General features: G+C 41.1%; 37 protein-coding genes. 32 read left to right on the top strand and 5 right to left on the bottom strand.

Annotated elements, in window-relative coordinates:
• Window positions 1-242: 242 nt before the first annotated feature.
• The 4 genes from GKG41_RS07150 to GKG41_RS07135 form a co-directional block, all read right to left on the bottom strand.
• Window positions 243-1,523 carry a tyrosine-type recombinase/integrase gene (locus tag GKG41_RS07150; RefSeq protein ID WP_173015651.1) on the bottom strand — a complete coding sequence of 427 codons (1,281 nt, stop codon included), beginning with the start codon at window positions 1,521-1,523 and terminating at the stop codon, window positions 243-245.
• A gap of 158 nt (window positions 1,524-1,681) precedes the next feature.
• The gene (locus GKG41_RS07145; RefSeq protein ID WP_154257843.1) at window positions 1,682-2,989 is read right to left on the bottom strand and encodes a DUF4041 domain-containing protein; all 1,308 of its coding nucleotides are present in this window, start codon (window positions 2,987-2,989) and stop codon (window positions 1,682-1,684) included.
• A 48-nt stretch (window positions 2,990-3,037) separates the two neighbouring features.
• Complete coding sequence (locus GKG41_RS07140) at window positions 3,038-3,397, bottom strand: ImmA/IrrE family metallo-endopeptidase (protein WP_243141043.1); 360 nt, start codon at window positions 3,395-3,397, stop codon at window positions 3,038-3,040.
• Between the two features lie 69 nt (window positions 3,398-3,466).
• Window positions 3,467-3,889: a helix-turn-helix transcriptional regulator gene (locus tag GKG41_RS07135; protein ID WP_154257841.1), complete on the bottom strand. Its 423-nt coding sequence runs from the start codon at window positions 3,887-3,889 to the stop codon at window positions 3,467-3,469.
• Between the two features lie 205 nt (window positions 3,890-4,094).
• On the opposite strand from GKG41_RS07135, the gene GKG41_RS07130 reads away from it, so the two are divergent.
• The 26 genes from GKG41_RS07130 (at window position 4,095) to GKG41_RS07000 (ending at window position 18,315) form a co-directional block, all read left to right on the top strand.
• The gene (locus tag GKG41_RS07130) at window positions 4,095-4,283 is read left to right on the top strand and encodes a helix-turn-helix transcriptional regulator (protein ID WP_347563354.1); all 189 of its coding nucleotides are present in this window, start codon (window positions 4,095-4,097) and stop codon (window positions 4,281-4,283) included.
• Window positions 4,284-4,333: 50 nt separating this feature from the next.
• Window positions 4,334-4,528 (top strand): DNA-binding protein, encoded by a 195-nt coding sequence (locus tag GKG41_RS07125; protein ID WP_347563353.1) that lies wholly within the window; start codon window positions 4,334-4,336, stop codon window positions 4,526-4,528.
• The gene (locus GKG41_RS07120) at window positions 4,513-4,728 is read left to right on the top strand and encodes a hypothetical protein (RefSeq protein WP_154257840.1); all 216 of its coding nucleotides are present in this window, start codon (window positions 4,513-4,515) and stop codon (window positions 4,726-4,728) included. The genes GKG41_RS07125 and GKG41_RS07120 overlap by 16 nt, the downstream gene beginning before the upstream one ends.
• A 286-nt stretch (window positions 4,729-5,014) precedes the next feature.
• Window positions 5,015-5,293 (top strand): hypothetical protein, encoded by a 279-nt coding sequence (locus tag GKG41_RS07110; protein WP_154257838.1) that lies wholly within the window; start codon window positions 5,015-5,017, stop codon window positions 5,291-5,293.
• Window positions 5,283-7,259: an AAA family ATPase gene (locus tag GKG41_RS07105; protein WP_154257837.1), complete on the top strand. Its 1,977-nt coding sequence runs from the start codon at window positions 5,283-5,285 to the stop codon at window positions 7,257-7,259. Before GKG41_RS07110 ends, GKG41_RS07105 begins: the two co-directional genes overlap by 11 nt.
• The gene (locus GKG41_RS07100; RefSeq protein WP_154257836.1) at window positions 7,259-7,507 is read left to right on the top strand and encodes a hypothetical protein; all 249 of its coding nucleotides are present in this window, start codon (window positions 7,259-7,261) and stop codon (window positions 7,505-7,507) included. Before GKG41_RS07105 ends, GKG41_RS07100 begins: the two co-directional genes overlap by 1 nt.
• Complete coding sequence (locus GKG41_RS07095; protein ID WP_154257835.1) at window positions 7,504-8,223, top strand: hypothetical protein; 720 nt, start codon at window positions 7,504-7,506, stop codon at window positions 8,221-8,223. Before GKG41_RS07100 ends, GKG41_RS07095 begins: the two co-directional genes overlap by 4 nt.
• Window position 8,224: 1 nt before the next feature.
• A complete protein-coding gene (locus GKG41_RS07090; RefSeq protein WP_154257834.1) occupies window positions 8,225-8,449 on the top strand; it encodes a hypothetical protein in 225 nt (74 codons plus the stop codon).
• Window positions 8,442-8,600: a hypothetical protein gene (locus tag GKG41_RS07085; protein WP_154257833.1), complete on the top strand. Its 159-nt coding sequence runs from the start codon at window positions 8,442-8,444 to the stop codon at window positions 8,598-8,600. The genes GKG41_RS07090 and GKG41_RS07085 overlap by 8 nt, the downstream gene beginning before the upstream one ends.
• Before the next feature lie 5 nt (window positions 8,601-8,605).
• Entirely contained in the window at window positions 8,606-9,571 is a 966-nt protein-coding gene (locus GKG41_RS07080; RefSeq protein WP_154257832.1) for a recombinase RecT, read from the top strand.
• 4 nt (window positions 9,572-9,575) lie between these two features.
• Window positions 9,576-9,875 carry a hypothetical protein gene (locus GKG41_RS07075; protein WP_154257831.1) on the top strand — a complete coding sequence of 100 codons (300 nt, stop codon included), beginning with the start codon at window positions 9,576-9,578 and terminating at the stop codon, window positions 9,873-9,875.
• On the top strand, window positions 9,862-10,161 hold the full coding sequence (locus GKG41_RS07070; protein WP_154257830.1) for a hypothetical protein: 300 nt from the start codon (window positions 9,862-9,864) through the stop codon (window positions 10,159-10,161). Before GKG41_RS07075 ends, GKG41_RS07070 begins: the two co-directional genes overlap by 14 nt.
• Window positions 10,158-10,832: an MBL fold metallo-hydrolase gene (locus GKG41_RS07065; RefSeq protein ID WP_154257829.1), complete on the top strand. Its 675-nt coding sequence runs from the start codon at window positions 10,158-10,160 to the stop codon at window positions 10,830-10,832. Before GKG41_RS07070 ends, GKG41_RS07065 begins: the two co-directional genes overlap by 4 nt.
• Window positions 10,833-10,845: 13 nt before the next feature.
• On the top strand, window positions 10,846-11,655 hold the full coding sequence (locus tag GKG41_RS07060) for a hypothetical protein (protein WP_154257828.1): 810 nt from the start codon (window positions 10,846-10,848) through the stop codon (window positions 11,653-11,655).
• Between the two features lie 69 nt (window positions 11,656-11,724).
• Window positions 11,725-11,928, top strand: coding sequence for a hypothetical protein (locus GKG41_RS07055; RefSeq protein WP_154257827.1), 204 nt, complete (start codon window positions 11,725-11,727; stop codon window positions 11,926-11,928).
• Between the two features lie 14 nt (window positions 11,929-11,942).
• Window positions 11,943-12,329 carry a hypothetical protein gene (locus GKG41_RS07050; RefSeq protein ID WP_154257826.1) on the top strand — a complete coding sequence of 129 codons (387 nt, stop codon included), beginning with the start codon at window positions 11,943-11,945 and terminating at the stop codon, window positions 12,327-12,329.
• A 40-nt stretch (window positions 12,330-12,369) separates the two neighbouring features.
• The gene (locus GKG41_RS07045; RefSeq protein WP_154257825.1) at window positions 12,370-13,083 is read left to right on the top strand and encodes a hypothetical protein; all 714 of its coding nucleotides are present in this window, start codon (window positions 12,370-12,372) and stop codon (window positions 13,081-13,083) included.
• Window positions 13,084-13,139: 56 nt separating this feature from the next.
• Complete coding sequence (locus tag GKG41_RS07040; RefSeq protein WP_154257824.1) at window positions 13,140-13,448, top strand: hypothetical protein; 309 nt, start codon at window positions 13,140-13,142, stop codon at window positions 13,446-13,448.
• A gap of 3 nt (window positions 13,449-13,451) precedes the next feature.
• On the top strand, window positions 13,452-13,877 hold the full coding sequence (locus GKG41_RS07035; protein ID WP_347563356.1) for a single-stranded DNA-binding protein: 426 nt from the start codon (window positions 13,452-13,454) through the stop codon (window positions 13,875-13,877).
• 15 nt (window positions 13,878-13,892) lie between these two features.
• Window positions 13,893-14,294 (top strand): hypothetical protein, encoded by a 402-nt coding sequence (locus GKG41_RS07030; RefSeq protein ID WP_154257822.1) that lies wholly within the window; start codon window positions 13,893-13,895, stop codon window positions 14,292-14,294.
• Entirely contained in the window at window positions 14,272-14,811 is a 540-nt protein-coding gene (locus GKG41_RS07025; RefSeq protein ID WP_347563355.1) for an ERCC4 domain-containing protein, read from the top strand. The genes GKG41_RS07030 and GKG41_RS07025 overlap by 23 nt, the downstream gene beginning before the upstream one ends.
• 1 nt (window position 14,812) lies before the next feature.
• On the top strand, window positions 14,813-15,172 hold the full coding sequence (locus tag GKG41_RS07020; RefSeq protein WP_154257820.1) for a hypothetical protein: 360 nt from the start codon (window positions 14,813-14,815) through the stop codon (window positions 15,170-15,172).
• Window positions 15,159-15,551, top strand: a complete 393-nt coding sequence (locus GKG41_RS07015; protein WP_154265113.1) for a hypothetical protein — start codon at window positions 15,159-15,161, stop codon at window positions 15,549-15,551. The genes GKG41_RS07020 and GKG41_RS07015 overlap by 14 nt, the downstream gene beginning before the upstream one ends.
• On the top strand, window positions 15,538-16,095 hold the full coding sequence (locus tag GKG41_RS07010; protein WP_154257818.1) for a CHC2 zinc finger domain-containing protein: 558 nt from the start codon (window positions 15,538-15,540) through the stop codon (window positions 16,093-16,095). The genes GKG41_RS07015 and GKG41_RS07010 overlap by 14 nt, the downstream gene beginning before the upstream one ends.
• Window positions 16,088-16,492: a hypothetical protein gene (locus GKG41_RS07005; RefSeq protein ID WP_154257817.1), complete on the top strand. Its 405-nt coding sequence runs from the start codon at window positions 16,088-16,090 to the stop codon at window positions 16,490-16,492. Before GKG41_RS07010 ends, GKG41_RS07005 begins: the two co-directional genes overlap by 8 nt.
• Window positions 16,492-18,315 (top strand): hypothetical protein, encoded by a 1,824-nt coding sequence (locus tag GKG41_RS07000; protein WP_154257816.1) that lies wholly within the window; start codon window positions 16,492-16,494, stop codon window positions 18,313-18,315. The genes GKG41_RS07005 and GKG41_RS07000 overlap by 1 nt, the downstream gene beginning before the upstream one ends.
• Here the strand turns inward: GKG41_RS07000 and GKG41_RS06995 are convergent.
• Entirely contained in the window at window positions 18,312-18,512 is a 201-nt protein-coding gene (locus GKG41_RS06995; RefSeq protein ID WP_154257815.1) for a hypothetical protein, read from the bottom strand. The two genes, GKG41_RS07000 and GKG41_RS06995, sit on opposite strands and share 4 nt — an antisense overlap.
• A 53-nt stretch (window positions 18,513-18,565) precedes the next feature.
• Between GKG41_RS06995 and GKG41_RS06990 the strand changes: the two genes are divergently transcribed.
• From GKG41_RS06990 to GKG41_RS06965, 6 genes are all read left to right on the top strand, one after another.
• The gene (locus GKG41_RS06990; protein ID WP_154257814.1) at window positions 18,566-18,826 is read left to right on the top strand and encodes a hypothetical protein; all 261 of its coding nucleotides are present in this window, start codon (window positions 18,566-18,568) and stop codon (window positions 18,824-18,826) included.
• A gap of 97 nt (window positions 18,827-18,923) precedes the next feature.
• Window positions 18,924-19,262 carry a hypothetical protein gene (locus GKG41_RS06985; RefSeq protein ID WP_154257813.1) on the top strand — a complete coding sequence of 113 codons (339 nt, stop codon included), beginning with the start codon at window positions 18,924-18,926 and terminating at the stop codon, window positions 19,260-19,262.
• Window positions 19,263-19,288: 26 nt separating this feature from the next.
• Window positions 19,289-19,435, top strand: coding sequence for a hypothetical protein (locus GKG41_RS06980; protein ID WP_154257812.1), 147 nt, complete (start codon window positions 19,289-19,291; stop codon window positions 19,433-19,435).
• A gap of 59 nt (window positions 19,436-19,494) precedes the next feature.
• Complete coding sequence (locus GKG41_RS06975) at window positions 19,495-19,734, top strand: hypothetical protein (RefSeq protein ID WP_154257811.1); 240 nt, start codon at window positions 19,495-19,497, stop codon at window positions 19,732-19,734.
• A gap of 190 nt (window positions 19,735-19,924) precedes the next feature.
• The gene (locus tag GKG41_RS06970; RefSeq protein ID WP_154257810.1) at window positions 19,925-20,185 is read left to right on the top strand and encodes a hypothetical protein; all 261 of its coding nucleotides are present in this window, start codon (window positions 19,925-19,927) and stop codon (window positions 20,183-20,185) included.
• A 157-nt stretch (window positions 20,186-20,342) separates the two neighbouring features.
• Window positions 20,343-20,573 (top strand): helix-turn-helix transcriptional regulator, encoded by a 231-nt coding sequence (locus GKG41_RS06965; protein WP_072854922.1) that lies wholly within the window; start codon window positions 20,343-20,345, stop codon window positions 20,571-20,573.
• The last annotated feature ends 122 nt before the right edge of the window (window positions 20,574-20,695 follow it).

Raw genomic sequence — 20,695 nt, 5'->3', positions numbered from 1 at the left:
ACTCTTAAAAAAGAGTTTACGGTGCCCCTGCCAAGGTAGTCGAAGCGACGTGATTCGAACACGCGACCTCTGCGTCCCGAAATTTCAAAATCGCTCTTAATAACAGAATGTATGTTCATGTAAATGCCGTTTTTGCTGATAAATACGCGATTCTTTTAAAATAGCTTTTTATAGCTTTTAGCGGCTTTTTATAACTTTGTTAGTCAAATGTTAGTCAAACGTTAGTCAGAACATGTTCTGTATTAAGCTTTCTTTTGAAATAAATCGCTGAGTGAATTGGCAGCGGCTTCATCTTTGTTTCTTAATGCATGGGCATAAATATTCATAGTGGTGGAGCACTCAGAGTGCCCTAATCGGCTGGACACTGTTCTTACATCATTCTTCTGTGCAATCAGCAGAGTGGCAGAAGTATGCCGGAGGCCGTGAAGCGTAATTTCTGGTAACCGTTTATTATCTTCTGCAGTAGCGTTATACCGCCGTATGATTTTTTTAAAGGTATGATTAGGGGTAGATATATCCATCTGCGTACCGTCATCTTGAATAAAGATATGCTTATCCCCTTTCCAGTAATCACCTACTGAGATCCGGTAAATATTTTGCTCCAGTTTATATTTCTTAAGCAAACGCATAGTATCAATTGGCATGGAGACAGTACGGATTGAAGAAATAGTCTTGGGAGCTTTCGTAATAAGGCCATTTTTTGTTCGTGCAGTAGATTTTGTAATACTAATAGTATTATTCTCAAAATCTATATCATCCCAGGTCAGTGCGATTAATTCTCCCAGGCGGAACCCACCGAAGAGGGCCAAATAGAAGAACACCTTAAACTGCAAGGGGGTTTTATGTGTTTCATATCGTACCTTCGCAGCGGATCCATCTTTTTTTGCTCTGCCGCTGTGCGTTACCACATACTCTTTATCTAGCTGTCCCAGAAAAATCTGTGCCTCCTCCAGCGTGAAATTTTTAATGTCAGAGACGTTTCTATCCGCTTTAGGAGGTTTGACACGGCTGCAGGGATTAGATTCTATTAATTGCCACTGTACGGCCGTATTTAGCGTGCTGCTGATGATTTGGTGCACGCGCTTAATAGTATTCGCCTTATACTTTTTTTGCTTCCCATTCACCGTATAACCGGTTTCAATTAGGTTGTTGTAAAGTCCCTGTATGTGCAGAGGCTGAATCTTTGCCAGCTTCAAGTGGCCGATGGCCGGCAGTATGATATTATTCAGCGAGCTTTCGCTGCGCTCTATTGAGGTTTGCTCCATCTGCTTATAAGCGTAATCCTTTAACCATAGGTCAATATAGTCCTTATAGGTCATTTTCTCACCGTCAAGGAACTTCCCGCTTTTTACTTTCTCTTCAAATTCAAACACAAACTTTTCCAGGGCTTTTTTATTTTGCTTCTCTGTTTTATTGGGATCTGGTGTAAATGTAGTTGTCTCTACCAGCTGCTTTCCGTTAACATCCCTGCCATTACTTACTGTTATTTGATACGTAGCACCTCTTTTTCTAACAGATGCCATAAAATCACCTCTCATAAAAGGGTATACGAAATAACCCTCGTCAGATTGAGAGATTTATGGTATAATCTACTTGCTGAAGGTAGGTGTATACCATAACCTCTGGTTAGCGAGTTACATCTATATTGACCGTCCCTGGTTGCCGCCGGGGGCGGTTTCTTTTATTTATTAATCTTCATCTTACAACTTATTCTATATTGCTCTGCGTCTGGAACATCAATGAATTCTACTGTTTTATCAAAATTCTTTTTGACGACTTCTTTTATTTCATCTAATGTAACATTGAAAAATTCTCTTCGCTGATTTACCATATTTAGCTTTCTATCTTCAAAGGCTCTATGTAACGCGGCCTCCAACGCTGGAGCATCGTCTGAAAATATCATAGCATGTACATCAAAGTTAAAAGGTACAGATGCATCCCCTAATTCATCTATTCTGTCCTGTGGATCCAGACGCCGGGTCATTCCAATTTTATATACATTCTCTCCAAATGCACCTATATTTGAAATAATATAAACATATCCGGCTTTCATATTGGCTTGTCTATAGTCTACATCGCTTAATGCTTTATCAATATCTGAAAGTTGGTTTTCTAATTCTGCTTTTTTACTTAATAAGTCAGGATTATCAGGATTTAATATAAGCTGTGCTTTGAGTTTATCATAAGCTGTTTGATAATGAGTCTGCTCTTTTTCTATCTTCCGTCGTTGTTCATCTAATTCTTTCTGCAATTTTGCTTGCTCTCGTTGTTCGGCCCTTGCTGCTTTTAGTTCCTCTTTTTCTTGTTGCTTTTTGACTTGATATTCAAAGGCTAACCTAAGTTCCTTTGCTTTGGATGCCAAATATTCTGTCTTAATAGATATATCCATTACGGCCCCTAGTTTGGAAATGTTTTCAGCTGATTTATATATCCTATTTAAATACGCATCAAAATTAGTGTACTTTACCTTGGACACCAGTTCATCGCATTCGCTATTAAAAGCACGTAATAACAATTTTTGTGTATCTGAAACCATTTTTTTACCCTTAGATGCGCTACCGTTAACTTGCCATTTAGTATTACCTGTTACTGCCTGTTTATTTTTAATCAATTCTTTTTGGAGAGAACGAACATTGGCAAGTTCTTCTTTATAATCTAGAGAGGAAGCGAAATCAAATTGTGGTTTGTAGAGTCCAAATTCTTGAACAAGTATTTCATCATCCATCCAGACAATATGTTTTTTCTTTTCATCAATTATTTGCTCAAGATTTGAAATTTCATTATTTTTAGATGAAATAATTCTATCTAGTTCTGAAATTTTTGCTTTTTCATTCTCCTGTTGTCTTTGAAGATTAGATATTTCGTTTTTCAATGCAAGCGCATCTTGCATTTCTGGAGACATCAAACTTTTGAGATTTTCATGTTCGCGACTAAGATCTTCTAATTCGTTTTTATACTGTTTACCTTTAAAAGTATCTAAAAAACTCATAATATTTCCTCCTATGTAAATTATTATAAAATCTTCTTAACAAATCAACTACATCATTCTTAATTTAATAAGTCTCTCATTATATCCAGTGATGCGTGATATCTGTTCAATGTTATGCTCTTTATAGCTATTTATTAAATCATCTGACAAAAGAAGCTGAATAGCAAATTTATCCGCCTCGGCTTCAAATTTTGAAGTGTTAAAATGTGTCCGCGTGTCCATAAAAATAGCATTAGATTTCTTATGTAAAAACATATGACCAAGTTCATGCGCACAAACAAAAAGTTTTTCATGTTCCGGGAGATTTTCATCTATGTAAATTATATTATTTCGTTGAAAATATTGATAAAACCCTCTAACCCCGCTCAAAGGACACGATACAAGAATTACATTCATACCTTGTATCATCTCAAATGGATTCCTTGTCTGATACCTTCTAACTAGGCTATTCACCTCTCTGCTAATGTCCATAGACAATCAGTCCTTTTTATATTTCTTGGGAGTATATTTCTCCTTGTTCTTTTTTTTCGCCAACTCCATGCCAATCTGCATTGCAGACAGGATAGATTCAATAGCTTCCGGACTGGCAGGATCTCCGTCGAACATCAGACCTTCCTGAGAAAGTAACTGCTGACGAGTCTGCTCCAGAATCTTTGATATGTCACGTTCGTCTTTTGTTGTTAACAGGCTTTCTTTTTTGTCTGGGCTATCATTTCCTGTTATTAAATAATCTACCGTTACACCAAAGTAATCAGCTATTTTTTGTAATTTGTCTTGTTTGAAATTCCATTTTCCTTGTTTCCATCCAGTAAAGGAGGCGGTTGAGATACCAGTGGCTTTTGCAACCTGATAAGTTGTTACGCCATATTTTTTTAATAATGATTCAAAAATTTCATACATAATTTAGTTCCTCTCTAAAAAAGGCTACGAAAACTAAAATATGCTATTGACAAACTACGAAAACTAAGTTATACTAAAAACAACTTAGAAATCATAGCTAAGTTAAGACATACCTTTGTTTTCTTATTTAGTTCAGCTGGTAACTTAATTATATAAGAAAACTTAGGTAGTGTCAATATAGTATATTTTTAAAGGAGGTGTAAAAGTGTACAAAAAATTTGCGGAGTTATTAGAAAAAACTAATAAAACAGCATATCAAGTATCAAGGGATACTGGAGTTTCAACCGCAACACTCACAAATTGGAAATATGGACGATATGTACCAAAAGCCGATAAACTCAAGCTCCTTGCTGATTATTTCGGAGTTTCAATCGAATACTTTCTTGAAGAATAGTATATCAGAATGTATGTTCTTGTCAAATGTAGTGAAAGGAGGTGTGAGGGGTGACCGATTTTCCAAGGATGTTAACGCTGAGACAGTGCAGTAAGGAAACCGGGTTAAGCTATGAATATTTAAGACAGCTTTGTCTTCAAAATAAGATTGTCTATGTAAAAGCAGGCTCAAAATATCTTATTAACGCTGAGAAGCTGGCCGATTACTTTAATGGAAAGGAGGACAACCAGTGTTTAAAAATGTAATCATCTCAATCCTCGCAGCAACCATATTAATGCAAAGCGGATTTTTCCAACCGGATAACATGCTGCAGGCTATGATCATACCGGTGGTGTGGTACGTAGTTTTTGTAATCAGCCTGACCTGGATAGACCTGAGGCGGGTTACAAAGTTAGCAAGAAGGAAGGACCTGCGAGAAAGGAGTGAGAAAAATCAAACAAGGTAAAAAGCCATCATTGGCACAGAAAAAGCTCATATCAAAAAATGGTCTGGATCCGAAGCAATGGAGAGTTGTATTCGAAGATAACTTTTACCTTCACCTTGTGGAGAATAAGCCGGCCGGGGATATGAGGGAGATTAAAATTCTTGACAAACCACAAAAATAAGTCCTGCGCCGACCAAAGCAAACAGGACTCAGAAATTTATTCCATTTTTATATTAACATTTTTTTGCGGAAATTGGAAGAGAAACGTATCTATTAATTGAGAAGAAAATATGGAAGTAATAAGCGAATGATTTTAAATAAAATTACAACGGTAGAAGCTACTACCACTGATGGTAAGAGAATGGTGGAAGGAACAGACTATGTGATTATCCTTTCTGATCGCAGTCTGTGCGGTACGTACCGGGGAATCACCAAGAAGAGTGCTCTTATGTTTGAGACGCCGGTGAAGGGTGAGAATGTTCAGTTCAATATTATGCCAGGAAGCATCAAGAAAATTTTTGAAGCCACCATTGAGGTAAAGCAGGAGTATATGAATAAACCGGAGGGCGCCACACATGAGGATTAACATTAAATCATTACATATTGAGAATTTCAAAGGATGCCGGGAGCTAAATATTACTTTTGGCAATACCACGAAAATTTACGGACAGAATGCTTCGGGTAAAACAACCATTGTGGATGCATTCATGTGGTTGTTGTTTGATAAGAACAGCGCCGGCGATTCCAAATTCCAAGTACGTCCTCTGGATGAGTCCGGCAACCAAATAGATAACATCGAAATCAAGGTAGTGGCGGTGCTGGACGTAGATGGGGAAGAAAAGAAACTCCAGAAAGTCCAGAAGCAGAAATGGGTGAAACCCCGTGGCAAGCAGGAGAAAGAACTTGCCGGGAATATCAATGAGTTTGAAATCAACGACATCCCAAAGAAAGAGAAAGACTACAATGCCTATATCACCTCCCTGGTGGATGAAAAGGTATTTAAGCTGATTACTAGCCCGGCGGCATTCACGGCGCTGAAATGGCAGGAACAGAGGGATATTCTGCTGAAATTGGTGAGCGAAGTGACGGATGCCGATGTGGTTACAACTAATCCAGAACTGCAGACTCTTTCTTCTGAATTGGCCCAGTTTACAGCCGAGGAATTGACCGCCAAAGCCAAGAAGGCTCTGTCGGCCTACAAAAAGAAACAGGTTGAGCTGCCTGCCAGAATTGATGAGGTCAGCAAGCAGATTGTGGACATTGATACAGCAGAATTGGAATTGCAGGCTAATGCCATCAAAGAGCAGATTGCGGAGCTGGAATCTCAGATGGACGATACCAACGCTCAGTACGAACAGTGGCAGAAGCAGTCGGATGAGATTTTACAGAAGAAAATGGATTTGAATGAATATGTTCGACAGGCGAATGCCGGATTGGTGGAACAGAAAAGCCGGCTTAATCGGGAACTAATGGAGTTACAGCAGAAGCTAAGAGATGTCCAGAATGCCTTTAAGATGGCGGAACTGGACAAGCAGCAGTGTGAACAGAATTTGGAACATCATAACAAGGAACGTGATTCTATTCTGGCACAGTGGAAAGAATGGAACTCCAAGCGGTTTGATGAGGGAGCATGGCAATTTAATGAGTCCGCTCTGGTGTGTCCGATGTGTGGTCAGGATTTGCCTGCAGGGGAAATTGAGAAGCGCAAATGTGACTTTTTTACACGCAAAGAAGACGCGGTTATAAAGTTTAACACCGAAAGATTGGATCGCCTTAATGAGCTTGAAAAAAATGGCACAGAAGCTATGGCAGCCATTAAGGCCGCCAGCGCTGGAATTAACGCAGCATCCGATAAGATGGGTAAGTTGGCATTACAGTCTGGTTTAATCAAGAAAGACATTGCCACCAAAGAAGCAGAACTGGCAGCCTTGCCCGAATCCGTGGACTTATCCGATAACCAGGAGTTCCAGGCTATGCAGGCGGAAGTAATCGCAATGGAAGAAGCTCACAATTCTATGACCTCCGCGGCAAATATTCGTAGTCAGCTTAAAATTGCCATTTCTGGTAAGAATGAGGAATTGTTAGCGGTGCAGCGTAAGATTGCGTCTGGGGACAATACGGCAGTTGAGGAGCGTATTGAGGAGCTGAAATCAGAGCAGAAGCAGGTTGGACAGCAGGTAGCAGACTGCGAGAAAGAATTGTATTTATTAGAACAGTTTACCAGAGCCAAGATGGATATGTTGTCAGAGAAAATCAATGGGCGATTTAAAAAAGCCAACTTCATTTTGTTCCGCAATCAAATTAACGGCGGCATGGCAGAGTGTTGTGAATGTGAATATTCCGGAGTGCCGTACAGTTCCCTGAATAGCGGACACCGGATTGTGGTTGGACTGGATATTATTAATACTTTGCAGGACATCTACGAGGTGAAAGCCCCGGTGTTTATTGATAACGCCGAGGGATTGAATGACTTCAATCTACCGGTGATGGATTGTCAGATGGTAACGCTGGCGGTGTCAGGTGATGCAGAGTTATATGTGGAGGTGGTGTGATGGATGATAATGAAACACTTCGCACAAGTCACACGTCCAAACAATTCGTGGTAACCATTGCCAGAAATGGGGTTTGCAAATATATTGACCGGAGCTTTAGCAAAAACTTGAATTGTACGGTGTGTCTGAACCGTGCAAAAAGATTCCAAAGTGAAAAACAGGCGTGGAACTATGCAAAATATCTGGGAATTGAAAATAGATGCGATGTTTTGTCGGTGATCGTAGAAATGAGATTGGAGGTTGAATGATGAAGCCGGTTATTACAGAGGAAATGAAAGTCCATGAGGAATGGTATAAGGAAGCGGAGAATATGACTATGGGAAAACTTCCAAAATTCCTCAATCACCTCATGGAAGATTATCAGCATGATTATGGGACAATCTGCCATGCGTTATCCGCGGGCGCGTTAGCTACGGTACACGCAATGAATGAAGCTCCCAGTGCTCGTGGTGGCATTACTGGGTTTCAAGCAGCGTGCGTGATGTGGGAGTTCATTCGTGTATTTAACTATAAAAACAATAAATGTGGTTTGAGATTACTGGATATGGACAATCTTCTTTATCCACAGTATGCCGATAAGTTCTATACGATTTCGGAAAACACTTGGAAAGCAGTCCAGAAAGAAGCGGCAGAGAGAATCAAACAGAGCGAAGCTGCTCATGAAAAATATATAGACGACATGGAGCGGTATAAAAAGGATGTGAAGCAGTTTCTGATTGATGTGAAGCAGTTTGAAGCGGAACACCCGGAATATCCGAAATATGAGGATAATCCACAATTTTATCAACATATTGGAGCTGGAACACTTGAAGAACATGAGGAGCATCAGGAGAAAGTCGAAGCGGGATTCCTGTTTGAGCCACGAAAGCCTTATGATGGTTCGGCACATCCAGCCGTGATTGCGCATTGGCTCAGAATAGTGGATGGAGAAATCCCATTCGGACTAAGATTGGAGGAACAGTAGCATGAATTTAATCAAAGTCAGATTTTTAAAGGACAGCCAGCCAACAGGTAAGCCATACACCTATAATTCCCCGGTAACCGTCAAGCCCGGAGATACCGTCCAGATTAACAGCAACGCCAAAGGTATTGTGGTGGAAGTTGATGTGCCGGAGGAGGAAGTTGCGGCGTTTCGGGATAAAGTGAAATCTATCAAAGGCTTGGCTGAGGAGGTGCCCGTCAATGAGTAATGCAACCACCAACCAATGCTGCGGTACTTGCGCATTCCATATTCCAATGGCTGCAGATGAATTTTGTTGTAATAACGAGGACAGCGAGGGTTATGGACTGAGTACGACCTATGATGATTGTTGTGATGAATATGAGGAAAGAGAGGCGTAGGAATTATGAGTAATACGCAGATAGCAACACAGAACCAGAAAACCGGCATTGCTTCCTATCTCGGGAGTGATGCGGTAAAGAACAATATCGCTGGTGTAATTGGCGAAAAGAATATTACCAGATTCATTTCCAGCGTGGTGTCGGCGGTGCAGGTCAACCCAACGTTGGCGCAGTGTACGAATCCAAGCATCCTGTCGGCAGCGCTACAGGGTGAAGCCTTGCAGTTGGCACCCAGTCCGCAGTTAGGACAGTTCTATATGGTGCCATATGATAAAAAAGAAAAAGTCAACGGAAAATGGCAGGTAGTAGCCAAGGAAGCACAGTTTCAGATTGGCTGGAAAGGATATGTACAGTTAGCGATTAGATCTGGGGAATACGAGAAAATCGTGGTTAATGAAATCAAAAAGGGTGAGATTGAGTACAACCCAATTACAGAGGATATCGCCACTCATCCGATTATGGAGCCAGAGGAAAGGGAAAAGGCTGAGACAGTAGGATACTATGCCATGTTTAAACTACATAGTGGGTATAAAAAGGAGATTTTCAGTCCAAAAGCGGCGATATTGGCTCATGCAAAAAAATATTCTCAGGCGTATCGTACCGACTTGAACAAGGGCTACCAGAACAGCAAGTGGACAACAGACTTTGATGCTATGGCTAAGAAAACGCTTATCCGCCAGTTAATTGGAAAATGGGGGCCGATGTCCGTGGAAATGCAGCAAGCATATGAGAAAGATATGTCTGTTATTGATGAGGATGGTTCTGCCAGATATGTTGATAATGCCGTGGATGTTGAGATGCAGGTTGCAGAGGATATCGAGACTCACGCAAATACAGTGGATTTCGAGGAAGCAGAGGTTGTGGAGAATCCAAAGCCTGCCGATCAGCCCAAGTCAGTTAAGGTCGAACCACCAAAGCCGGAACCGGAGCAGACAGCAGTAGAAGATGATATCCCGGCATTCATGAGGTAACGCCATGACAAACAAAGAAAAGATTGCCTTAATTGCTCACAACAATGGACTCGAGCTGGCCTTAGATAAACTGGCGGAGGAATGCGCCGAATACGCGGCCGCCAGAATCAAGGATAATATTGGTGGAGAAACCATAAACCGATATCCTTATGAGCTTGCCGATGTGGTGATTATGGTTGAAGAAGTCAAGCTTCTTATTGAGGATTCGCGTCCTGGATTATCGGAAATTATTCAGAAGGAGATAGAAAGCAAGTTAGACCGTCAGTTGCAGCGGATTAAGGAGAGGGAATATGAGAATTATTAGTCAGGACGGAGGAATAGACCTCCCATACGATAATGTGATTCTGGAAGCCATGTATGATTGCAAGAGTATATTTGCTCATACGGGTACTGGACAGCCGTATAGAATGGCGGAATATTCATCGGTTGAGAAGATGGATAAGGCTATGGAGATGGTCAGAAGCAAGTATGGAGAATATCTGTACGGTGAGGGTGGCGCAATGGCAACAGCAAATTTTTATGTACCGGCATTTGCATTTACACCGCCAAAGGTGTTTCGGTTCCCGGAAGATGATGAGGTGAAATTATGAAGCTGCGTTGTCTCGGGAGTGGGTCAAGCGGGAATTGTTACATCTTGGAAACCACCACCGAAGCCCTGATAATCGAAGCTGGGGTGAGATTCAAAGACGTGAAGATTGCGCTGGATTTTGATGTGGGCAAAGTGGTCGGGGTGCTGGTAAGCCATATTCACAAAGACCATTCGGCATCCGCAGGCGACTTTGAGAAAATCGGAATCCCAGTGTTCAAGCCCTATGAATCAGATATGGAACGACAAGTTCGGAGATACGGAAATTTCGTGGTTAAATCTTTTCCTCTGGTGCACGATGTGCCATGCTTCGGATTTCTGGTGGTACATCCAGAAATGGGGCGGTTGCTCTACGCCAGCGATACTGAATATATTCGTTATAAATTTCGCGGATTGAACCACATTTTCGTAGAATCTAACCACGATAAAAATATGCTTGACGAGTCAAAGCCACAGTATTTCCATCAGATTACCGGGCATATGGAAATCAGTACAGCGTTGGATTTCCTAAATGCAAATAAAAGCGTCGAATTAAGAAATGTGATATTACTACACCTATCTCAAGAGTACAGTTCGGAAAGTGTGTTTTTGAAAGAAGCATCAAAAGTGACCGGAGTAAATTGTTTCATAGCAAACAAGGGGTTGGAAGTCGTATTAAACAAAGCCCCTTTTTGAGGTGGTGATAATTATGAGGCGTATTAAAGACTTAACGGGGCAGCAGTTTGGAAAACTGACTGTTATAAGGTATTCACATATAGACTCCACAGGTAGGGCAGTTTGGGAATGTCATTGCGAATGTGGAAAATCCGTAAATGTAAAATCAGTAAATCTTGTGAGAGGCTTCACGGAAAGCTGTGGATGCGGTAGAGCAGAAAATTTAGTTGGAAAAAATTTCGGGAGGCTTACTGTTGTTGAGCGTTCTGAAAATGGAAGGACATCTGGAGGGAGAAGCATTGTTAAATATTTGTGTAGGTGTTCTTGCGGAAATTATGTAACGGTTAGGGCGAATCATCTAAGAAGTGGAAATACGAAAAGTTGCGGATGTTTGAATAAAGAGAGCACTGCAAAGCGTTCTACAACCCATGGTTTGAGTCATGAAAGACTATACAATATATGGCAGTCCATGAAACAAAGATGCTACAATTCCAAAACTGAATTCTATATGTATTATGGTGGAAAAGGAGTCTGTGTATGCGATGAGTGGATGAGTAATTTTGAAAGTTTTTATAACTGGGCCATAGCAAATGGATACTCAGATAGCAAAAGCATTGACAGAATAGATGTAAATGGTAATTATGAGCCACTAAATTGTAGATGGGCCACTTCTGCTGAACAGGCTTTGAACCGAACAGATAACCATATACTTGAGTTTGATAAAAAGGCTTTAACATTAACGGAGTGGGAAAGAGAAACTGGAATACATAGATATACGATTTATAGTAGGTTGAAGAGAGGATGGTCAGTAGAAAGAGCATTAACTGAACCAATACATAAGTAATACAACAATTTTGACCGGTCAGATCAAATATAGTAACTGTAGATTTTGATATTGAAAAGGAGAGATACCATGAATAATCAAATTGAAAATAATTTTATGTATCATGTGCCAAAAGCAGGTCAGCAGGAGAAATACGAAGCAATCCGTGCAAAAGCAAAGGAACTGGCGTACCTGATTGATGAGGAATGTCCGCCTAGTCGGGAAAAGTCCCTTGCTATGACAAATCTTGAGGAGTCTGTTATGTGGGCAAATGCTGCTGTAGCAAGAAATTAAGGAGGAAGAATACCATGGCACTGAATATTGATTTAGAGAATTTCGCTGGTGGCGAACTGGCCGAAAAATTTGAGGATGCAATGGAAAAAGTCATTGCAAATATGATGGACCCGAACACTCCATATAAGAATAAACGGAAAATCACTATTAATTTGTCGCTTGAGCAAAATGAGGACAGAAGCGATGTGGCGATAGACTGCGTAGTTAAAACTACACTTGCCCCTGTAAAGTCTGCAACCACCAGAATGTCTATCGGGAAAAATCTGCTTACAGGAGAGCTTTTCGCTGAAGAGTATGGCTCTGCTATTCGGGGGCAGGCGAGGATGGAAGACTATGCCGACGAAAAAGGAAACTATTCCATAGAACAGAAAAAAGAAGCATCACAGCAAATTATTTATTAATTATTGATTATTAATTATTAAGAAAGCAGAGGTATAAACCATGATTAAAGAAGCATTACAGTACATCGTAGGATTACAGCAGCCAAAGATTATTGAGAGCGGAGACAGCCGTTACACAGATGTGAACCTGAGAAGAATTGACGAGGAACTTCGGGCAGATGCTATCGAGATGACGACTCTGTCAGGACTGATTGAGTACATAAAAGCTGGTGTAGATGATATGGCGGACAGTATGCTGGTGCAGGTGGTTTCTCCAACTGAAGTCAGATTAATTTCACAGTTGGATTTTGACCGGAAACGTGAGTGTTTGGTGGCAGTCAAGGCAGATATTCCGGAGTTCGCTTATGGGAAATTTATTGATTCCGAGGCGTTCTTGATTGGTGTGCGTTCCAAATTTATTCAGAATGAGGGGGCCGAAGTTATTCTAAAATTTGCCGGTACGGTGGAGAGTGGTACAGTTGCCACGTACGGGGACGATGGAGTTTCCCAATCTGCTACCGTCAAGAAAGGAATCGCCGGGAAAGAGGATAAGTTGGTTCCCAACCCTGTTAAACTTCGTCCTTATCGCACATTTACAGAGGTAAAGCAGCCGGAATCTGAATTTGTATTCCGCATGAAAAATGACAGCATGAGTGTATATTGTGCATTGTTCGAAGCTGATGGCGGAGCATGGAAACGGGAGGCTATGAAAAATATTAAAGACCATCTGGAGATTGAATTGGCCGAGCTTCCGAGGTTCACGGTGATTTCATAAATATAAATGTATCGGCTGTCCTTTGAGGGCAGCCGGGGATTGTAGGAGGTACAACAATGAAATTATATAGGTTTTACATAGACGCAGGCAAGCTCCAGAAAGAAATCCTGGAAGTAGAGGAAAAGCCAAAGTCCTACACAATAACCGGCTGTGATTGGCGGCAGAGAATCGCCAAGGATGATATTGGTGCAGTGGACTGTCACAAGAGAGTACATTTGTTGGATGACAATAAAGATTACGCAATAGAAATTTTGATGGATTTCTATTCGGATAAAAAGAGCCAGCATGACAAGTACCACGAAAAGCAGTTGCAAATGTATCATCAGATATTTAATGCTTTGCAGGTAGCCAAAAAGGAGGGATGACTTATCAATAAGGCAGTTTTGATGGGACGCCTCACCAGAGATCCGGATGTGAGATACTCCCAAGGCGATAACCCCATTGCCATAGCAAGATATACTCTGGCGGTTGACCGCCGCTTCAGGAGAGATGGAGAAGCTACCGCAGACTTTATAAGCTGTCTGTGCTTCGGGAAGGCTGCTGAGTTTGCAGAAAAGTATTTGAGGCAGGGAACTAAAATGACTGTATGTGGTCGAATCCAAACTGGAAGCTACACCAATAAGGAGGGGCAGAAGGTCTATACCACAGAGGTAGTTGTGGAGGAACAGGAGTTTGCGGAGAGTAAAGCAGCTAACGAAGGACATGGTACGGCACAACAAAGTACGCCAGTTCCTGGAGCAGATGGGTTTGTGAATTTACCTGACGATATTGATGAAGATCTTCCTTTCAATTGATAAGGCGGTGACAGTATGACAAAACAATCTGAATACAAGCCTTCGGAAATCATTGAAGACTTTATAAACCTTATTGTACAAAGCCACGAAGAATATGAGACAAATATGAGTATTGCAAAAGGCTACGACAAGAAAACTATTACTTGGATTCATGATTTTGAAGTGGCGAACAACTATGATGAGCGCTGCAAATTAGCCACGGCACTTCATAAGGAAAGGGAGATTCGTCGAAAACATAAAGACCGGGCCAAACTTTTCCAGAAAATCCATGAATTTGCGGGACAGGAACGAAACAAGCAGGTTTTAAAAAGCCTGAAATGGCTATTAAGCGAGCAGAGGAAACAGGAAGAATACCTGGAGAGTGACCGGGAATTTAAACATAGGGTAGGTGATGATGGCATTGGTGATACAAATTGACAGCCGGGAAAAGGCGCGGGCTATAAAGAAAATTGAGGCGGAATTTGACCGGCAAGGAATACAGCATCCAGTTTCGAAATTGTTGGTGGGAGATTACATGAACTACGACAATCCCCGCCTGATCGTTGACCGCAAGCAGAATCTCACAGAAGTCTGCGGTAACCTCACCCAGCAGCATGAGCGGTTTCGCCGGGAGGCAGTGAAAGCACAAGAACTGGGAATAAAACTCATTATCCTGGTAGAAGATGGTCTGAAAATTAAATCCCTTGCAGATGTAGAAAACTGGGTAAATCCTCGGCGCTGGCAGTATTGCAAAAAGCATGGAATCCCCACCAAAGGGGATGTTGAGGCTGAAATCGCTGAATTTGTCCGGGCAGGAGGCCAGAAACCTCCTACGCCTGGCCCACAGCTTGCCAAAACTATGCGCACCATGTCGGAAGACTATGGTATCATCTGGGAATTTTGTGATAAGCGGCACACCGGACAGCGGATTATAGAGTTACTGGGAGGCGACTAATATGGGGAGAAATTACACAGTATATGCTGTGGATTTTGATGGGACGCTTTGTGAGAGCGTATACCCAGGAATTGGTGCACCAAATATCGCGCTTATCAATCATCTAATTAAGCGAAGGATACAGGGAAATAAAATTATCTTAAATACCTGCCGTGAAGGAAGACGCCTGCAGGAGGCAGTCGATTGGTGTGCGGATTTCGGACTGGGATTTGATGCAATCAATGAGAATTTGCCAGATCTGATTGAGTTTTGGGGGCATGACTGTCGGAAGATTGCAGCGGATGTTTACATAGATGATAAGGCAGTAAATAAGCCAAAGTATCATGTTCCTTATAGGAGTGATCTGTTTGCAAAGACCTGATAATTGTTGTCATCCTGATTGTTTTTCCTGTCCCTATCCGGACTGTATGTGGGACGGGATGGAAATACAGGATTACCAAGATACTACTATTGACGATTTAAACCATCCAGTTGCTCAAAGCATATTGAAAGCCCGTGCCAGAGCAAATCGGTATGCGGCAAAGCACAGAGAAGAAATACGTGCCAATAGCTTAAAATGGTATTATGATCACCACGAGGAACAGAAAGCCAGAGGCAGAAAGTGGGCACGGGAGAATAAAGACCGGATGGCTGCCGCAAAGAGAAAGCGCTGGGCGGAGAACCCAGAATATTATAGGCAGAAACAAAGAGAATACAGGGCCAGAAAAAAGAAAGAGAGGGAAGCTGATGCTACGAGATGATGATATTGAATTGGTGAAATCACAAGTCAATATGCGGATGTTGGCTGAACATTTTGGTATCCGAGTGTATCGTAATGGGCTGGCCCTGTGTCCCTTCCACAATGATCGGAATCCCAGTATGAAGGTCCATAGTGGATACCTTGAGCATGATGGGTATTACTGCTGGGCCTGTGGTGCTGGTGGAACAATCTTTAATTTTGTTATGGATTACTGTAATCTGGATTTTGAGGCCGCCGTGAAATATATAGCGGGAGCATTTGGAGTCAGAATTACGGGTGAACAGGAGTTGTCTCAGGAGGAAAAAGTGAAAATTTTCCATCAGAAGAGGAGAAGAGAACTTGAAGTAGAGTTGCGAACATTGTCCATCCAGGCATTATCGCTGTTGTCTAAAAAAATAAGGCTCTATGAGCGACTACAGCATTGTGTAGAGCCGTTCGGAGAGTTGTTTTGCTGGATTTCTAATCAGCTTCCACTGCTTCAGGGGCAGTGGGAAGAACTTTTTGAGGAACTGTATAGCAAGAAGGGAGTGGGGCGTATTGGATGAGAAAATGACATATGCAGTTTATGTGGACTTACTTAGAATTCACAAGGAATTCTGTAAGAAGGATCCGAACTATAACGAACGGGAATTATTTGTGCAGAAGATTAATGTAATTAATTCGAATCATAACTCCTGCTTCTGCTTTTCAATGTGCAATGCACTTTATAATTGGTTCTTAAAAGGCTTTATAGGGATAACAGATATTGGAAAATATTACTCTGAATTATGGCACTTCCACAAAGCGTATCTAAACCAACCAATAAATGAATTGGATTGGGGAAAAACCGTGAAAGAGGCAGAGGCATTAAGCGGAACATATAAGATAGAAGCATGTGAGGATATGGTCCTAGCGATAGTTACAGATTTGGACTCAAGAATTAAACAGCAAGCAGGTGCATAATGAAAAGAAAAAATGGCGGTGAGGAACCGAGAGATTCTCCTGAAAAAGAGGTAAGAACCACATCAAATCCGATCTGGGAGTCTGGTAATAAATATATTGCAAGCAGAGGAGATAAGTCACCGAAGGATATAACCAATTTTGTGATGCGGCCAGTTAATGGAATACGAAGCGATAATGCATATTTGATGGACATTGAATTCACTATGGCTGACGGACAAGTCTTTACAAGCCAGTTTGACAGTTCAGTGTTTGCAGGAGCACAGATGTTTAAAAAGGCCATTAAGAAAATTGGCGGAATTGATATGGTGTTCTCTGGAACTGAGGATGACTTAGCAAATATCCAAAAGTATATGACTAATAAATACCGGGATTATAACCATTGTTTGGGTATTAGCTATGTTGGACTGTTTCAGATGGATGGTGAATGGGTATATGTTGGGACTGATGGGGCAATTGACCGGAAAGGAAAGCCTACTGATAGCGTGGTTTCCATTTTGGAGGACAATGAGGCGTTACGGTCTGGGATAGCAGAGTCGCCAATGATTAAAAAATCGGAGCTTAAAGAGATATCGGAGGATTTATTCCGGTTTAATACTTTTGAACGTACCATAAATATCCTTGGATGGGTGGGGGTGTGCTTTTTGAAAGAACGCCTTCGCCAAAGGAAAATTAAGTTATCTCATCTGGTTATTGCTGGCGGCGCCGGTTCGGGCAAGTCGGAAACGCTGGAAAAGATAATCCAGCCTATATTTGGATTACAAGGCAGCGGCATTGGTTGTAGCGGTATTACTAAGTTTTCCACTCTGAAATCCACCAGCAGCACTAATCTCTTACCGGTAATCTTCGAGGAGTACAAACCCCACAAACTCAGCAAGGTTGAGTTGGATTTGATATCCGGGACACTCCGTAGCACTTATGATTATCAGACAAGCCAAAGAGGCCGCGCCGACCAGTCCGTAGTAAATTACCTGCGCAGGAGCCCTATATGTTTGGTGGGAGAATCTTCTTTTGACGAGACCGCTATCAAGGAGCGTATTGTAGACGTCCAATTTGCAAAGAGTGACCGAACAGCAGAACATACTAAATCATACCGGAATCTATCCAAGCATGAGCTGAGGTTAAACGGGCTGGGTAAAGCCTTGCTCATGCTGGTGATGAATATGCCGGATGATGCAGTGGACAGCCTCATACAAAAAAGCCGAGTATTTGAGAAACTGGACTTTGAAACCAGGACAATCCTTGGAATGTCAAATGTGTATCTTGGTATTTTGCTTATAAAAGAGCTGTATGAATCGTTTGGATTGGACTTCTGGGGCGAGGCTGGAATTTCAGATAAATTGGTACAGGACTCTATTATCAATAATACTTACAACTCCCTGGATGGTAGCAGCAAGGTAAATAGTGCCGTAGACTTAATCATTCAGACTTTTGATACCATGGCGCTGAAAAATCGTATCCGCAAGGATTACGATTATACGGTTAATCAATCTAATGGTGAGTTGTGCCTGCGTCTCAATCTAATTTATGACGAATTCACCAAATACGTCCGAGAATTTAATGTATCCGATGTAGAGGTCCTGGGTATACGGCAATTCACCAGGCAATTACGTCGGGAAACATACTGGTTGGACTATGGGTTAAGAAACTTTAAAGAGCGCGACAATAATAGTAATGATGTTAATATACGCCAGAGGTGTTATGTTCTGGATTTGAAAAAACTAAATGAAAATTTAAGCCTTGAAGCATTTGCATGCGAAATAGATGCCGGAGAAGATTCTGGTTTTATGAAAATTAACGAGCAGGAAGAGCTACCTTTTGACTAGCAATCATCAATATAATCCCATCCTTTTACTGCGTAAGCGGTTTTGAGCATTGTGATCATAAAATGCGAGCTGACAATAAAGTTTGGGGGTATTGAAAATCCGAAAGGGTTGTCTGGAATTTGCAAGAATTCCTCATACAACAGTGCTGCCTCAAATGATTCAAAAAATATAGTTGGAGTTTTAGATATTTTTTTCATAGGGCTCCTTGCGAGATACTAATAAATTTGGGTTATAAAAGAGAAAAGTATTTATGAGAAAAAATAAAAAACCATTTTATACAGAGTATATGATAAAACACTGGCCAAAGCCTCCGCGCTGTATATGCAGCAACAGAATTAACAGAGAATTAGGGATTGTATCCCCGTCACTGGAAATGTATACAGCCTTAGGATGGAAGGGGAAGCAGGCCGCAGATGAACTAAAAGAATATAAGGTACGTAGTTTGAAGTATCTATGCTATAAAAGAAAACTAAGCAAGGCACAGTGGAAAGCTTTATATAGGACAGTGTAAAGACTTTTGAAACAGGACAGTATATAAGGTATGCTGATGAATCTGCTCTTACTTCGGCAACTTAAGAGTTTACGGTTCAAACCAAGAAAGGGATAGTATGGGTAGAAACTTAAAAATGCCGTGGAGTATGGAGGACACCATAGAAAATATGGAGCATATCAGAGACATTATGATTAAAAAGGTACGCACCATAAATCTGGACGGAAAAGCGGAAGAGGATGTAAAAGAGGTTAATTTTGATTTTGGAAGAGTGAAAAAAGCATTGGAAAAGCAGATACCTATGAAAGTGAATCAAAGACATATATTAAGGGGTTTTAACAATTATCCGTATTCGATACGTGGAGATTGCCCAGTTTGCGGTTCAAAAAATTTAATGGCAACGGATACAGACTATTGTAATTGCTGCGGGCAAAAAATTAGATTGGAACTAACTTAGGATTTAGGCGATTGCCGGAAAGGAAAATGATGAGTAAAGAAGAGCTTGAAATGATACAGGAAGAAATAAGAGATGTAAGTTTTGTAGACATAGAAGAGGAGTATACGGATAATGGACAGCTACTTGTCTCGACAACGCTTGTATTACAGATATTAAAAAAATACGTAAACTGACAATTGACTTCATTAAGATTTAGCGGTCGGCTGCTGAGTGCCGGAGAAAGAGGTAGAGAATGAAATATAAGGTTGGTGATAGATTTTTAATTCCGGTTGAGATTACATTCGTAGATGAGGGAAGGGTAACACCCTATTTCGTGAGTGGGTGCACCGGAACTGGCTGGTGGAGCGAGGCGGCTTTGAGTGATATGAAAAAAATGGCTTGCGCTGATTGCAAATGGAGGGGGAAGAGACACCAGAAATGCTCTTGCTGCATAAGAAATACAGGGATGAAGGATAACTATCAAGATAACTAAACCGCAATTTTTAGAAAAGGGGATAGAAAATTTTGAGCCTACTTGTCCAAGAGGCACCTATGAATTACAGCTGGAGTCAATGCGAAACTACATGACAATTTTGGAGATGAGGGCAGTTATGGAAGGCATTGAGTTGGACACAACTGCATCTACAAATTAGGATTTCCGGTAGAACCGGAGAAAGGATATTATGAAAAAGAGTATAGATTTTTTTTACAGAGTGGCAAAAGAAGCAGGATTCGCAGAAGATGAAGATGGAAACCCATCGGATTGTTATTTAAAAATTGGCTTTAACTTAAAAAAACCAGTCAGTGCCGAAAAGATTGAGGTTGAAAGAGAAAAAACGAAAGACGATGCCTTAAAAGCTGCTGCCGAGTTCCTGAACATAGATGTTTCACTTTTAAGCATAGTCTCCGAGGAAGAATATCTCACAGAAACCGAAGAAGATTGATTTACAAAACTGGAATTAGATGGAGGGAAGCTCCATAGCTTGATTATACAAAACCACAAAATACATGTAAAGCAAAAAGACTCGACGATAATCGACATATTTCATATAATATGATATAATTGCAAATATATAATTTGCATTTTACAATAAGGAGTTGATGAAACGTTTGTTTAATGATAAGCACAGGGTACTAGGTCTTACAATAGCCTATTACCGAAAGATTAAAGGATACACCCAAGCGGAGCTTGCGGAGCAGGCAGGCATCAGCCGGACGCATCTTAGCAACATTGAGGCATCCAACATGGATGTAGGGGTATCGTTGGATACGGTTTTTATGATCGCAGATGCCCTCGAAGTACCAATATGCACATTATTTGAAAAATGTTAAAAACAGGCGCCTTGATTATCCAGGGCGCCTTAAGCATTTGATAGAAGATTAGGTTTTATTGCGCTATAATGCAATATTAGAGACTATATTGGTATATTTGGTTAAATGTTCGTATCAAAACT

This window comes from Lactonifactor sp. BIOML-A5, from assembly GCF_009677585.1.
Lineage (GTDB): Bacteria > Bacillota > Clostridia > Lachnospirales > Lachnospiraceae > Lactonifactor.
This window is presented reverse-complemented; position numbering and strand designations above follow the sequence as displayed.

Coding starts and splice junctions, on each gene's coding strand:
- GKG41_RS07150 (WP_173015651.1), bottom strand. CDS start 1,523: ATGGCATCTGTTAGAAAAAGAGGTGCTACGTATCAAATAACAGTAAGT.
- GKG41_RS07145 (WP_154257843.1), bottom strand. CDS start 2,989: ATGAGTTTTTTAGATACTTTTAAAGGTAAACAGTATAAAAACGAATTA.
- GKG41_RS07140 (WP_243141043.1), bottom strand. CDS start 3,397: ATGATACAAGGTATGAATGTAATTCTTGTATCGTGTCCTTTGAGCGGG.
- GKG41_RS07135 (WP_154257841.1), bottom strand. CDS start 3,889: ATGTATGAAATTTTTGAATCATTATTAAAAAAATATGGCGTAACAACT.
- GKG41_RS07110 (WP_154257838.1), top strand. CDS start 5,015: ATGATTTTAAATAAAATTACAACGGTAGAAGCTACTACCACTGATGGT.
- GKG41_RS07105 (WP_154257837.1), top strand. CDS start 5,283: ATGAGGATTAACATTAAATCATTACATATTGAGAATTTCAAAGGATGC.
- GKG41_RS07100 (WP_154257836.1), top strand. CDS start 7,259: ATGGATGATAATGAAACACTTCGCACAAGTCACACGTCCAAACAATTC.
- GKG41_RS07095 (WP_154257835.1), top strand. CDS start 7,504: ATGATGAAGCCGGTTATTACAGAGGAAATGAAAGTCCATGAGGAATGG.
- GKG41_RS07090 (WP_154257834.1), top strand. CDS start 8,225: ATGAATTTAATCAAAGTCAGATTTTTAAAGGACAGCCAGCCAACAGGT.
- GKG41_RS07085 (WP_154257833.1), top strand. CDS start 8,442: ATGAGTAATGCAACCACCAACCAATGCTGCGGTACTTGCGCATTCCAT.
- GKG41_RS07080 (WP_154257832.1), top strand. CDS start 8,606: ATGAGTAATACGCAGATAGCAACACAGAACCAGAAAACCGGCATTGCT.
- GKG41_RS07075 (WP_154257831.1), top strand. CDS start 9,576: ATGACAAACAAAGAAAAGATTGCCTTAATTGCTCACAACAATGGACTC.
- GKG41_RS07070 (WP_154257830.1), top strand. CDS start 9,862: ATGAGAATTATTAGTCAGGACGGAGGAATAGACCTCCCATACGATAAT.
- GKG41_RS07065 (WP_154257829.1), top strand. CDS start 10,158: ATGAAGCTGCGTTGTCTCGGGAGTGGGTCAAGCGGGAATTGTTACATC.
- GKG41_RS07060 (WP_154257828.1), top strand. CDS start 10,846: ATGAGGCGTATTAAAGACTTAACGGGGCAGCAGTTTGGAAAACTGACT.
- GKG41_RS07055 (WP_154257827.1), top strand. CDS start 11,725: ATGAATAATCAAATTGAAAATAATTTTATGTATCATGTGCCAAAAGCA.
- GKG41_RS07050 (WP_154257826.1), top strand. CDS start 11,943: ATGGCACTGAATATTGATTTAGAGAATTTCGCTGGTGGCGAACTGGCC.
- GKG41_RS07045 (WP_154257825.1), top strand. CDS start 12,370: ATGATTAAAGAAGCATTACAGTACATCGTAGGATTACAGCAGCCAAAG.
- GKG41_RS07040 (WP_154257824.1), top strand. CDS start 13,140: ATGAAATTATATAGGTTTTACATAGACGCAGGCAAGCTCCAGAAAGAA.
- GKG41_RS07030 (WP_154257822.1), top strand. CDS start 13,893: ATGACAAAACAATCTGAATACAAGCCTTCGGAAATCATTGAAGACTTT.
- GKG41_RS07025 (WP_347563355.1), top strand. CDS start 14,272: ATGGCATTGGTGATACAAATTGACAGCCGGGAAAAGGCGCGGGCTATA.
- GKG41_RS07020 (WP_154257820.1), top strand. CDS start 14,813: ATGGGGAGAAATTACACAGTATATGCTGTGGATTTTGATGGGACGCTT.
- GKG41_RS07010 (WP_154257818.1), top strand. CDS start 15,538: ATGCTACGAGATGATGATATTGAATTGGTGAAATCACAAGTCAATATG.
- GKG41_RS07000 (WP_154257816.1), top strand. CDS start 16,492: ATGAAAAGAAAAAATGGCGGTGAGGAACCGAGAGATTCTCCTGAAAAA.
- GKG41_RS06995 (WP_154257815.1), bottom strand. CDS start 18,512: ATGAAAAAAATATCTAAAACTCCAACTATATTTTTTGAATCATTTGAG.
- GKG41_RS06990 (WP_154257814.1), top strand. CDS start 18,566: ATGAGAAAAAATAAAAAACCATTTTATACAGAGTATATGATAAAACAC.
- GKG41_RS06985 (WP_154257813.1), top strand. CDS start 18,924: ATGGGTAGAAACTTAAAAATGCCGTGGAGTATGGAGGACACCATAGAA.
- GKG41_RS06980 (WP_154257812.1), top strand. CDS start 19,289: ATGATGAGTAAAGAAGAGCTTGAAATGATACAGGAAGAAATAAGAGAT.
- GKG41_RS06975 (WP_154257811.1), top strand. CDS start 19,495: ATGAAATATAAGGTTGGTGATAGATTTTTAATTCCGGTTGAGATTACA.
- GKG41_RS06970 (WP_154257810.1), top strand. CDS start 19,925: ATGAAAAAGAGTATAGATTTTTTTTACAGAGTGGCAAAAGAAGCAGGA.
- GKG41_RS06965 (WP_072854922.1), top strand. CDS start 20,343: ATGAAACGTTTGTTTAATGATAAGCACAGGGTACTAGGTCTTACAATA.